This is a genomic window from Bacillus sp. B2-WWTP-C-10-Post-4 (genome assembly GCF_009183805.1).
Lineage (GTDB): Bacteria > Bacillota > Bacilli > Bacillales > Bacillaceae_G > Bacillus_A > Bacillus_A cereus.
Map to the genome: position 1 here is coordinate 1 of NZ_WEII01000108.1, position 12,711 is coordinate 12,711.

Genomic DNA, 12,711 nt, shown 5'->3' on the forward strand with positions numbered 1-12,711 from the left:
CCATAACTTACAACCTATTTACGGTTTAATAATAACTTAAAAAATAAGAAGGAGCTGTTCCCAACTTTTGCGGGACAACTTCTTCTTATTTTTTATAATTCTTTATGAAAAGAATAACTCACCTTATCATACCCTTCTCTTTCATAAAAACGATGAGCATCAATTCTTGAAAATGCTGACGTGAGGACGATAGACTCACATTCGTTTTCCTTTCCCCAGTTCTCTATATACGAAAGTAATACTTTCCCATGTCCTTTTGAACGATGTGCTTCTGCTGTTACAAGGTCATATACGAAAACGTGTTTCTTATTATAAAAGTTCGTACAAATCGCTACACCTGCAAGGCTAACAACTTCATCATTCTCATTACGCAGCGAAAATAGTTTATAATTTTCTTCTTTCATATTTCGAAATAAAGAGCTTGTTTCCTCTTTTGAAAGTTTCATTCGTAATTGCTGTAAAACAGGTAATACTTCATGTAATTGCTCTTCTGTTACTACTTCTTTAACATTCATTTTTAACTCTCCCTTAACTATTTAAATAATTTTCTAAATGTTATATCATTATTATAGAAAGTAACTGCCCTTTACTTAAGTGGCAGTTTAAGTGTTTTTTATAAGGCCAGTTTTAAAGGAGAGTTTTATATGGATTTTACTATCCCATTGCAATTACAAAGTAACACATCTATTTACTTGCAAATTTACGAATATATAAAAGCTGAAATTATACAAGGGACTATTTCTGTTGGCACACGTCTACCCTCACACAGAAATTTAGCATCACAACTTAATATTAGCCGCATTACTGTTGAATCAGCTTATCAACAATTATTAGCTGAAGGTTATGTAGAAAGTAAACCGAAACGTGGTATTTTTGTAGCAAATTTCGATATTGACGTTATCCCAAATAAAAAGCGAAATGCAGCAAAGAAGACGAGCAATTTGATAGACGAAAAATTTGAATATGATTGTAGCCAAGGACTTATTGATCAAAATGCATTTCCGATTACAAATTGGAAACGAGCATTACAAGAATCCATACTTACATACGAAAATGCACTATTTGCCAAAGAAGACCCTCAAGGTGAATTCGCTCTTCGAGAGCATATATCAACATATTTATATCATTCTCGCGGTGTCCATTCTTCACCTGATCAAATTGTGATTGGCGCCGGAACGCAGCCACTTCTCTGGCTACTACTTCAACTGCTTGGTCCTACAAAAGAATACGGCATTGAAAACCCTGGATTTCACCGTATACACGCAATCATTAAAAGCTGTGATAGACAAATTCATCCCATACCATTGGATGAAAAAGGTATTGATATTTCTAGTTTATACAATACAAATTCCAATGTCGCATACGTTACACCATCACACCAATTTCCACTCGGGATTATTATGCCTTTATCTAGAAGATTAGAATTGTTAAAGTGGGCTAATGATTGCAGCGGATACATTATTGAAGATGACTATGACGGAGAGTTTCGCTACGCTGGTAAGCCGATTCCTTCTTTACAAAGTCTTGATTCAAATGAACGCGTTATTTATATGGGAACTTTCTCAAAATCTTTTTTACCTTCTTTACGAATGGGATATGTTGTTTTACCACCACACCTTTTAAAAACGTATCAAGAACTGCATGGAATTTTCAAACAAACAGTCGCTACAATACAACAACTTGCTTTTGCTAACTTTATACAAAGCGGGAATTGGGAACGTCACCTTAATCGGAGTCGTACACTATATAAAAGAAAACATCATGCGTTAGTAAAATCCATTATGAAAGAAATGGGGGCTAATGTTCAAATTCTTGGCGAACAGTCCGGACTTCATATTGTTTTATGTGTCCATAACTGTATGAATGAAAATGAACTGATTGAATCCGCTAAAAAACAAAGCGTTAAATTATACCCACTTTCTCCATATGATTTCGTGAATGATTTACGTAAGGAATCATACGTATTACTCGGCTTTGGTAGTATTCCAGAAAATAAAATTGAAACGTTGGCTACATTATTAAAAGACGCTTGGTTTCCTAGTTGCAAGGAAACTTTTTAACAGTGGATTTAATTTGTAACATGTTAACAATTCAACAAAATAAAAAAGAAGGCTGTGCCAAAATAACTTTTTGGACAGCCTTCTTCTAGTTATTCACCTGACCTAGCTTTCCTTCCCGGACGTTTCACACCAGTCGTTTCTGTTGAATAGGAAGCTTCGATTATAGCGGCTGGATCTACAGAGAGAACGAGATCTTTCATTTTCGGATAAATGAATCGGTTTGTAATGCAATAAATGATTCTCTTATGCTCCCCTAAAAAACCACCTTCTCCATGTAGATACGTAACAGATAGTTGCAATTCTTTCATAAGTAAATCGCCTATTTCTTTATTCTTACCAGAAATAATCATAACGCTCTTACCTTGATTAATACCATCTAATATAAAATCAATCATCTTCGTAACAATATAGAAAATTGCTAATGAGAACATCGCTTGTTCGATTGAAAATAAAATGGCAACAAAGATGAAAATAACTGCATTTACTGCAAGTAAAAATGTACTAATCGGTACATTAAAGTGTTTATTCATCCAAACTGCTAACATTTCCGAACCGTCAATTGCTCCACCCATTTTAACAACAATCCCAACACCAATTCCAAACAGTACTCCACCATAAAGTACAATTAATAACTCAGAAGTCGTAATTGCTGGAAATGGTTTTAAATAAATTAATCCGAGTGTTGTAACTACATTCGCATAAGATGTACGGATAAAAAATTTCTTTCCCATTACTTTTGCAGTAAATAATAAAATTGGGATATTAATTCCTAAGAACACACCATAAAGCGGCAATCCTGCGACTTTATTTGCCATAATAGCAATAGCCGTTACCCCGCCATCTACTAATCCATTAGGTGCTAAAATAAGCTCTAATGAACCTGCTACTATAATTGAGCCAATTGTTAATAATACGTATTCAAATACTTTCTTCATTCATTACCCCCAAAACTTATATATTTTCTTAGTATTATTTTAACGTAATTTTACTACTAATTCAAAGGTATCGATTTATATACACAAAAGTTTCTCCTTTATCGCTATTTTTATGTAACACATGTAACGCGTAATACTAAAAACACACTTACAAATTAAAAGTAAGTGTGTTTTTAACATCTATTTAATCTTTACGTACGGCTTCATTTTTAATTTGAATATTTCCTCAACTGCCCTTTGATATCCACCGGCATTTCTAAGCGACTCTCCCACTTTACGACTATTCTCCTTAAACGTCACATCATCCATTACTTTCTTTACAGTCTCACGTAACAATTCAGAAGTTAACTCGTTGCGATTAAGTCTTATTCCTGCCCCTACTTCAGTCAATCGTTTTGCAACGAATGGCTGATCTCCTGTTACCGGAATTACAACTAATGGAACACCGTAATATAACGCTTCACTCGAACTATTCATACCACCATGTGTCACGAATACATCAGCATGCTGTAAAACTTCTAATTGCGGGACATAATTATACAACTTAAAGTTTTTCGGGATATTTTCAAATTGACTTATATTTATCTTCTTACCAACGACTAATACGACTGTCGCATCAACATCTTTAAAAGCTTCAAAACATTTTTCATACAAAGCAGGTTGTTCATTAAAAACTGTTCCCATAGAAATGAAAATCAATTTTTCATTTTTTAAATCTTCGGTAGGAAAACTCCCCACTTCTTTTCGAGTAGCAATTGATGGACCTACAAATTTATACGATTCATCAAATACCTCTGAACGTGGCTGATATTCTTTTGAAGTATATACAATCGTAATATCACCAGGATGGTTCATAATATCATACATACTATTACATTTCATTCCATACTGCTTATTCCATCTTTCCATTCCCGCTAAACAAGATTGATATAATGGATCCATTTCATCTACTTGTCTCGATTCTTGCCCATCATGAAAATTAATGTACTGATTAACAGCAAACGTTGTACAGGATGAAACGCTTGGTAATTGTAAAATATTCGCTATAATACGTCCTACTGGAAAATGATTATCATATATTAAATAATCATATTTTTCCTCTTTTGTTTCTTCTACAATTTGAGTAACAATACGCTCTGATGCTTCAATCATATGAGATAGCATCGTCAAAGGGCTCCCACCTTCATTTACTCGTTCCATAATATTAATTTGAGAGAGAAAATTCTCAAACACTCGGAATTCCGCACCTGTTGCTTCAACCTTCTTTCTATAATCTTCAATACAATAAGAAACAACTGTTTCCCCTCGCTGAATTAACTCACTTACAACAGCTAAAGTCGGATTAATATGACCTTCCCCAGGAAAATTTATTACGAGTACATTTGCCATAACATTCTCTCCTATCCAATTAATATAATAAAATTAACAATTAATTATATTAATTAATTTAAGTCTATTATAAATGAATGCATTCTACTTCTTCATGCTTTTCTCTTCATTTTATTATTGAGAAATATTTTCTATAGTCTACATTATTGTGATTCACAATCTTATAAATGAATGCTTAATTTTACTTTTACTCTTCATAGATTTAAAGATACGAGTCTTACATTCAAATATTACCACCATTATTTTTAGACAATTCATACAAAAATAGAGAAATATAATATTTTTAATGAGTTTTCACTATAAATGTTAGTATGCTGTCTATCTTTTTATCTTTATCCTCATAACACATCATCTGTTATATAATGAATTTATAGAATTTACAGAAAAAGAAGCACATGCCTTTAAAAGTGGTTACGAAACAATTATGTCTATTCCTCACTTAGAAGAATATAGACAGCCTTATCGTTATTTATACCGACTGTTATCTGTGCAAGGTAGTGTGGAATTAAAGGAATGGTTAAGTCACCCATCCTATTTTTAAATACGAATGAGAGGGATTATGAAATGGATATTCAGAAAAAGCGTTCTGTAACAGAAAGTGAAATACAACAAATGAAGGATTTGGCTTATATTTGCGGGCAACAAGACAATCTTGATTACTCTTCAGATTTACATATCAACTTTTTAAAAAATCGAAATGAAGATTATATAAACGATTTTCTTCTTTATAACGGTACTCAATTAATTGGCGCTTTAAATATGTATGATTTCGAAAGACCAACAAAGCTTGAACTAATAGGCTTTGTACATCCTCATTTTAGAAAACAACGTTTCGGAACTATCCTTTTACAAACTGCAATGAAAGAAATACAAAATAGAGAGACAGATGAAGCTCTTCTTATTATTAATGGGGATTCTATGTCTGGGAATGAATTTGTAAAACATATGAAGTTACCATATTTATATAGTGAATATAGTATGGAGTTCAAAACAAACGAAATTCAAAAAACAACAGATAATAATATACAGCTTACTCTTGCAACTTCAGAATCACTTCTTGATCTTATTGAAATTTCTAGTAAAGCTTTTGGTGATTCAGTAGAAAATACGGCTACATGGTTACAAAAAATGATGACTTCACCTTCTCATCAAGTTTACAGTGCCCTTATTGCTGAAAAAGTGATAGGAACAATTACAGTTTCTAAACAAGAGCAATCTACTACACTATCAGGATTCGCCGTTCATCCTTCTTATCAAGGTAAAGGATACGGAAAAGATATTCTTTGTAATATAGTACATACTCTTATTACAGAAGGAGTTTCAACAATTGAGTTAGACGTCGAAACGAAAAATATCCACGCTTTAAAACTATATACACAATGTGGTTTTGAAATTAACACGAGGCATGACTATTATAATTTAATGAATTTTTAGGTGAATACATATGTTAAAAAAACAATTTATTTTAATTATGATATTTTAGCAGACATCTATAATAAACATTGGGGACATTTTGTTGAATACTCCTATCCAGCCTCGTTTTACAAGATGCTCTTCCCTACTCTCGTATATTAGATTTTTGTTGCGGGACTGGTCATCTCTGCCGGTGATAGTTTAATTTAGATGAACTAAAAAGTGTGTTTCACAAAGTTTACTCCGTATTACATAACGAGGGTATATTCGCATTTGATATGAATAAAAAAACTGAATCGAAATGATTCAGTTTTTTCTTAATATATTTACAATTGAAATTGTTTCGTCATTTTCTTTATAGACACGCGGAATTCTTCTATCTAGCATACATGTAACTTCATAGTTTATTGTACCTAACATATCCGCTATTTCTTCTACTGCGATATTTTCTTCACCTTGTTTACCGTAGAATACTACTTCGTCTCCTACTTGTACTGGCATCGCTTTTGAAACATCCAACATTAACTGATCCATACAAACACGGCCAATAACAGGTACTCGAACCCCGTTAATTAACGCATAGCCTTTATTAGATAATTGACGATTATAACCATCAGCATAACCAATTGGTACAGTCGCAATCCATTCTTCACCAGTTGTTACATACGTATTCCCATAACTTACACCACGATTCTTCTTCGCATGTTTAATATGAGCTACTTTTGATTTTAACGACAACGCAGGCTGTAAAGAAACGACTGAATGATCCACTTCTTTTGATGGATACATACCGTACACTCCTATTCCAACGCGTACCATATTTTGAAATGTGTTACTTAATTCCATTGATCCCGCACTATTTGAACTATGAATATATGGTATTTGAATTCCTAATTCTTTCGCTGTATTAACAGCCTTTTCAAATAAACTTGTTTGCATATTCGTATATGATTTATCGATTTCATCTGCCGTAGAGTAATGCGTAAATATCCCTACTACCTCTACATACTCCATACGGTTTAATTCTTCTAAAAATGGTTTAACTTCTTCTTCTTGTAAACCGATACGACTCATTCCTGTATCAATTTTCACTTGAATTTGTACTTTCTTTTGAAGACGGTTTGCAATTTCATTTATACCATGTAAATCTTCTACTCTATAAACAGTCATCATAACGTCATATTGAATTACATCTTCTACAGCCGCTACTGGTGTGTATCCTAAAATTAAAATTGGCACAGTAATTCCTGCTTCTCTTAATTCTATTGCTTCATCTACAAATGCAACTGCAAGTTGATGTATTCCCGCTTCAATTGCAGCTTTGGCAACTTCAACTGCCCCATGGCCATACCCATTCGCTTTTACAGCAGCCATCATCTTAATTTCTTCATCATTTACATGTTTTTTAAATTCTTTTACATTATGTTTTACAGCATTTAAGTCAATTTCTACAATTGTATCTCTTCCATATTTCAAACTCATTGGTCTAACTCCTAACTCAATAATTGCATTCCATTCTATTTCACGTTTCATATGACCTTTTACAATATAATACTTTTCATTATGCTAGTCAAACTACTAGAATTTTCGGAATTTTGAGTATGATATAATATCCTCAAGAAACTATTATATACGGAGACGAGGAGAATTACAATGTTTGTTCAATCTGCATTGCATCAACTAAAAGTTGCTATTGATACTTCTATTTATATGCTTAACCAATATAGTGAAAACGATTTAAAAATACAACCGATTCACTCAAAACGATCATTATTTGAAATGTGTGCACATCTTTCTCTTATTTGTCATGCTGATTTACTCATTTTAAATGGTATTTCAGAAAAAGAATTACATACCTTTTATATAGAACATACACCCGTAACAGTTGCTCACATGCAACAAACGATGATTGAAGGATACAACCTTCTCTCTAAAACATTTCTTTCCTACTCCCAAATAGAATTAGCAGAAGTTATGACTGCCTATTGGGGGATTTCTTATTCGCGCTTTGAATGGTTACTTGAAATCGTTGCACACTTTTATCATCATCGTGGACAAATTCATATTTTATTATGCAAGCATATGAAAGATCCTCGCATTCCTTTATTTGAGTGATTTTCCACTCATTCATTAATTAGCTACAAAACCAATAAAAAGTATCATTCCTAATAAAATAAATGTTTGAGCATAACCTCCTATTTTCATAAGATAAATAGAAATGATAGGTCCTATACTAGTACCTAAAAATAAAAGTATATTCCCCTTGCTTTCCCTCCTAATTGACCTCCAAGAGAAACTAAAGACGGAACGGATATAGCAATACCTATTACAAAACAGACACTCATCATTACAAGTAGAGATAGATCCGAAACAAAGCCCATTGAACTTAGACTAAAAATAACAATCAACAATCCTCCTTGAAGAACTTTCCTTACTTCAAACCTCTTTGTTAAAAGACCTGCAAGTGGTGACAGCAACATACCAAACAGCCCTGCTACGCGAAAATAAAGGATTTGTTCTGCAGTTAAATTGTAAGTAGGAGAGCTCAAATAATTCCCTAAAACAGTATACATATTAACAAAAGCCATTATTAAAACAGTATTTTTCACACTGACTAACTATTAGTTTTAAATAATTCGCAACTTCTTTAAGGCATAAGAAATTCCGCCTTCACTCGCCTTCGTTGTAACGAAATCAGCCCTTCTCTTCAACTCCTCTCCACCATTTCCCATCGCAACTCCTAATCCTACATACTGCAACATCTCAATATCATTTCCACCATCGCCAAAAGCAATGGCTTCTAATTTACTAATGTTTAAATGTTCCAATACTTTTTGAATTGCAGTTAGCTTTGATACTTTACTATCTTCCAATACATTTATAACGTAACCATGAAAACGCTCAAACGTAAGTGCTGGATATCTTTCAATGAATTTTTGAGCTTCTGTATCATCAGCATACAGACATATGCAATACATCTCATCTGATAAGTTTCTAACTTTGTCAGGATACCGCTCTAAATTTAAAGTTTCATTTAACGCTCGCATGACACGTTCATCTTTGGAAGCAATATTATTCATTGCAAATTCTTCTGTAAAGTAAGAAACACTGTGACCATGTAATTCAGCAAAATTTGAAATATCATGAACGATTTCGCTTGAAAGTACTGATTTATGTATAACTTCTTTCCCACATTTTATATGTGCACCATTTGCTGAAATAAACGTATTTATACCTAGTTCCTTAAATTGTGAGCATAAACTATACGGTCTTCCAGTTGTAACAACTACGTGAATTCCTTTATCTATTAACCTTCGTATCGCTTCTTTTGTACTTTCGTGCATGCTTCTATCAATCTCACTTAATAACGTACCGTCAACATCGAAAAATACAACTTTGTACATAAGTCTTTACATCCCGTCCAAATGATTCGTATCATTAATGAAATGCACCGTTTTTTGTTCACCCTCAATTTCAATTAAACTTATTCCCGTATCTCCCATTTTGAAATAGTAGTCCATTGAAATTGGCATTTTGAAAAATGCACGTAATAGACTATTAATTACGCCTCCATGGGCAACAATTGCAATTCGATCATATGTATTCTCTATCATAATTTTAGAAAAGATTCCTTCTATTCTCATTCGAAACTCAATAAATGATTCTCCGTTTTCAAAACGGTCATGAAGAAACTTTGGCTCTGGATATTTCTTTGCTTCTTCAAATGATAAGCCTGCTTGCACTCCATTATTAAACTCCATTAATTCCTCTTCTAATTGAATTGGACAACCAATTGCTTCTGCTAATATTTCACCCGTTTCACGAGCGCGTTTTAATGTGCTTGCCCAAATGAAATCTGGCGCAAAATCTTTTTTCACTTTCTGTACAAGTCTTTGTACTTGTTGTCTCCCTTTGTCAGTTAACTCAAAATCAGCTCGACCTTCATGCACATGTAAAATATCAGCTTCTGATTCTCCGTGGCGTATTAGTAGTATTTGCATGTTTCTCTCTCCCTTTATTTAACATTCATAAAATTCCATTATATCACTTTTTAAGATTCCAAAATAAAAAAGGAACGGTCTCCCGTCCCTCATCCATTCACTTTTTCCGCATCATTCCAATAATATTTACTAAACGCTTCTGTTAACACATCAATTGTGTTATATAATTCATCTAACGTATTATCAACACCACCAACTTCAATTAACATCGCATTTTTCGATAAATCTTGGTTATAAACGCCATTTCCATCTTTTTTATACTTTGGAAAAATCCCTCTACTTAATCCGTAGTAGTTTTCATCTAAATAACTATTGATCGCTCTTGCAATTTTTTCATTTTCAGCACGGCCTTCATTTTCCATCCCAATTATAAAATATAATCTTGCATACGATTTTCCGTTAATTACTTTTGTTGTTACTTTCTTACGCTGATCGTCACGGTGTATATCAATTGGAAACGCAATTTTATTATTTTGTGCTAATGCTTCTTTTACATATTCATGAGACGCTTTATATGATTGCGGCCATTTCCATTTTTTACTCGCTAATAAATCACCCATATTCGTTTTATCGTGAACTACCGGAATTCCTTGTCCTTCAAGTTGCTCTTTCATACGTTTCCCTAGTAAGGACACATTTACATCTGGACTTGATGGATCCGTAGCCCCTGGTAATAATGGAAAGAAGGATTCCCAGCTATGTGTATGATAAATATATACTGCACTTTCACCTTTTTTCGCTCCGTTCTTTTTCTGAACCGGATTATTCTTTTCCGCTTCTGTAACTTTATCTTTTGCTACTTCCCGTTCTTTCGTTACTTCTTCAATCGGTACACTAGATTCATTTGGGATATTCGTCAAGTTTGTCCCTTCCCCAGCTACGATAATATTAGAATAATACTTTGACATACCAGGTACTTCTTTACCGACGAATGTTCTTAAATCTTTAATTTTCAAATCTGTCGCAATAGAGAACATTAAATTTCCAACTGACTCTCTTTTATTCTTCTTAAAATAATCAAATCCGTAATAGCGATTCTCACTTTCTATCATTTGAACAAAACCTTGCATCGATACTTTTCCAAACCATTGATTTGCATAATTCGATTTCATTGTATGTAAAAATGACGTCAAAATCGACGCTATCATAATTACTATTAGCGCATATAAAAGGAGTAACGAAATCAGTTTCTTCCCATGTATTCGAGTTGCATACTTTTTCACTGCATCACCTTCTTTATACATGGATATGTACAAGCTTTTCGGAATATACGCAAAAAAAGAGAAATGGTATCCCATTTCTCTTCCTCACTTTTATTGTTCTTTTCCTGTATCATTTGAAGGTAGTTTCTTCACTTGTTTTTCTTTAAATATTTCTCCAATTGCCCCAAGAGTACCAAGTGTTTCAATTGCATTAGACGGAATAAAGACTTTATTTGCTGGTCCTTTTGCAACTTCAGCTAATGATTCAAATGATTTGTAAGCAAGTATACGCTCATCCAAATTCGCTTCACGAAGCAATTCAATACGATTTTGTTCTGCTTTTGCAATTTCTTCAATTGCCCTTGCTTCCCCTTGCGCTTCTAATTCTTTTGCTTCTTTTATACCTTCAGCTTCGCGAATACGCGCTTCTTTATCCCCTTCAGCCATCAAGATTTTACTTTGCTTTTCCCCTTCAGCACGAAGGACTTTATCTTGTTTTGCTGCTTCAGCTTCTAAAATAATCGCACGTTTATTACGCTCAGCCTTCATTTGTTTTTCCATTGATGCTTGCACATCTTTTGGCGGGTTAATATCAACAACTTCGACACGTTCAATACGTACGCCCCATTTTTCTGTTGCTTCATCAAGCGCTAAGCGGATTTCTGTTGAAATTTTTTCACGACCAGATAACGTTTCATCCAGTTCCATTTTACCGATAATTTGACGCATCGTTGCTGAAGTAATATTACGAACACCATATTCATAGTTTGAAATACCATATGTCGCAAGTTCTGGTTCAACAATTTGATAGAAAATAATAGTATCAATTTCTACTTGAACATTATCTTTCGTAATTACCTTTTGCGGTGGTACATTCGTTTGTTGAATACGTAAGTCATGATATACACGAACACGATCTACAATTGGTATTAAAATATTTAACCCTGGGTGCATGATACGTTGAAACTTACCAAATCTTTCAACAACCCCAACTTTTTGCTGAGGAATAATTTTAATTGTTAATGCGATAAATGTAACTACAATTAGTGCGAATATAATCGTTAACGTTAATGCTACCATATTTATTCACTCTCCTTTTTCACTTGTAATATAGTACTATGCCTCTTTATAACAACGACTTTTTCTCCAGCATCAATTGAAGAATCTGCAATAGCTGTCCAAGTATCTCCATCCACTTTCACAATACCATTCGCTTCATTTGTAATCGCTTGCATAACAACCCCTTTTTTACCAACAAGCATATCTACTGTATCAGTAAAACCTTTTGCTTCTCGAAAGTTTTTTGAAATTCTTTTCGTAAAGAATGTCAAAGTTAAACTCACAATTGCACCAACAGTAACTTGTAACAGTAGTGCATCAGGAGCAAACAAAGCAATAAGACCTCCGACAACAGCTCCAATTCCAAGCCAAAGCATGTAAAATGTAATCGACAACATTTCTGCGATAAATAAAATACCAGCTATTATAAACCAAATTACCCAAGCAGCCATATGCAACCCTCACTTTCTTTCTCATTTTCTATATGTATATGAAGAAAAGAATGGTTTATCCGCCCTTTCTTACACTTGGGCGTTTGCTACAAGCTATTGTACATACTCACTGTTACAATGATCATTAATATAATACTATATCAATATATTCTTCATTATACATGAAAATCCCTTTCAAAAAGTGACAAAAAATTAAATTC

General features: G+C 33.4%; 12 protein-coding genes and 3 pseudogenes. 5 read left to right on the plus strand and 10 right to left on the minus strand.

The genetic code is table 11. The annotated features are described in order from the left end of the window. Positions 1 to 92: 92 nt before the first annotated feature. Entirely contained in the window at positions 93 to 515 is a 423-nt protein-coding gene (locus GBN78_RS24925) for a GNAT family N-acetyltransferase (RefSeq protein WP_001101110.1), read from the minus strand. Positions 516 to 644: 129 nt separating this feature from the next. On the opposite strand from GBN78_RS24925, the gene pdxR reads away from it, so the two are divergent. Then, the gene (gene pdxR / locus GBN78_RS24930; protein WP_152127817.1) at positions 645 to 2,060 is read left to right on the plus strand and encodes a MocR-like pyridoxine biosynthesis transcription factor PdxR; all 1,416 of its coding nucleotides are present in this window, start codon (positions 645 to 647) and stop codon (positions 2,058 to 2,060) included. Positions 2,061 to 2,149: 89 nt separating this feature from the next. On the opposite strand, the gene GBN78_RS24935 is transcribed toward pdxR, so the two are convergent. Together GBN78_RS24935 and GBN78_RS24940 are read right to left on the minus strand one after the other, a co-directional pair. Beyond that, positions 2,150 to 2,995 (minus strand): YitT family protein, encoded by an 846-nt coding sequence (locus GBN78_RS24935; protein ID WP_000755125.1) that lies wholly within the window; start codon positions 2,993 to 2,995, stop codon positions 2,150 to 2,152. A 180-nt stretch (positions 2,996 to 3,175) separates the two neighbouring features. Beyond that, positions 3,176 to 4,384, minus strand: coding sequence for a macrolide family glycosyltransferase (locus GBN78_RS24940; protein ID WP_152127818.1), 1,209 nt, complete (start codon positions 4,382 to 4,384; stop codon positions 3,176 to 3,178). A gap of 379 nt (positions 4,385 to 4,763) precedes the next feature. On the opposite strand from GBN78_RS24940, the pseudogene GBN78_RS24945 reads away from it, so the two are divergent. The 3 genes and pseudogenes from GBN78_RS24945 to GBN78_RS30740 all read left to right on the plus strand — a co-directional run. Further along, positions 4,764 to 4,925: pseudogene (locus tag GBN78_RS24945) on the plus strand (nitrate reductase); the annotation flags it as partial. Positions 4,926 to 4,948: 23 nt separating this feature from the next. Further along, a complete protein-coding gene (locus GBN78_RS24950) occupies positions 4,949 to 5,818 on the plus strand; it encodes a GNAT family N-acetyltransferase (protein ID WP_000354426.1) in 870 nt (289 codons plus the stop codon). After that, a pseudogene (locus GBN78_RS30740) lies at positions 5,819 to 6,081 on the plus strand (class I SAM-dependent methyltransferase); the annotation flags it as partial. Between the two features lie 22 nt (positions 6,082 to 6,103). Here the strand turns inward: GBN78_RS30740 and alr are convergent. Beyond that, a complete protein-coding gene (gene alr, locus GBN78_RS24960; protein ID WP_152127821.1) occupies positions 6,104 to 7,279 on the minus strand; it encodes an alanine racemase in 1,176 nt (391 codons plus the stop codon). Between the two features lie 171 nt (positions 7,280 to 7,450). On the opposite strand from alr, the gene GBN78_RS24965 reads away from it, so the two are divergent. Continuing rightward, positions 7,451 to 7,912, plus strand: coding sequence for a DinB family protein (locus GBN78_RS24965; protein ID WP_152127819.1), 462 nt, complete (start codon positions 7,451 to 7,453; stop codon positions 7,910 to 7,912). 15 nt (positions 7,913 to 7,927) lie between these two features. Here GBN78_RS24965 and GBN78_RS24970 read toward each other — a convergent pair. The 6 genes and pseudogenes from GBN78_RS24970 to GBN78_RS24995 form a co-directional block, all read right to left on the minus strand. Continuing rightward, positions 7,928 to 8,394 (minus strand): annotated as a pseudogene (locus GBN78_RS24970) (MFS transporter); the annotation flags it as partial. Positions 8,395 to 8,424: 30 nt separating this feature from the next. Continuing rightward, the gene (locus GBN78_RS24975) at positions 8,425 to 9,201 is read right to left on the minus strand and encodes a Cof-type HAD-IIB family hydrolase (protein ID WP_000278964.1); all 777 of its coding nucleotides are present in this window, start codon (positions 9,199 to 9,201) and stop codon (positions 8,425 to 8,427) included. A gap of 6 nt (positions 9,202 to 9,207) precedes the next feature. After that, the gene (locus GBN78_RS24980; RefSeq protein ID WP_001166433.1) at positions 9,208 to 9,798 is read right to left on the minus strand and encodes a histidine phosphatase family protein; all 591 of its coding nucleotides are present in this window, start codon (positions 9,796 to 9,798) and stop codon (positions 9,208 to 9,210) included. An 89-nt stretch (positions 9,799 to 9,887) separates the two neighbouring features. Next, on the minus strand, positions 9,888 to 11,096 hold the full coding sequence (gene spoIIP / locus GBN78_RS24985; RefSeq protein ID WP_002098533.1) for a stage II sporulation protein P: 1,209 nt from the start codon (positions 11,094 to 11,096) through the stop codon (positions 9,888 to 9,890). Positions 11,097 to 11,111: 15 nt separating this feature from the next. Then, complete coding sequence (locus tag GBN78_RS24990) at positions 11,112 to 12,080, minus strand: SPFH domain-containing protein (RefSeq protein ID WP_000226253.1); 969 nt, start codon at positions 12,078 to 12,080, stop codon at positions 11,112 to 11,114. Between the two features lie 2 nt (positions 12,081 to 12,082). Next, complete coding sequence (locus tag GBN78_RS24995; protein ID WP_152127820.1) at positions 12,083 to 12,511, minus strand: NfeD family protein; 429 nt, start codon at positions 12,509 to 12,511, stop codon at positions 12,083 to 12,085. Between the last annotated feature and the right edge of the window lie 200 nt (positions 12,512 to 12,711).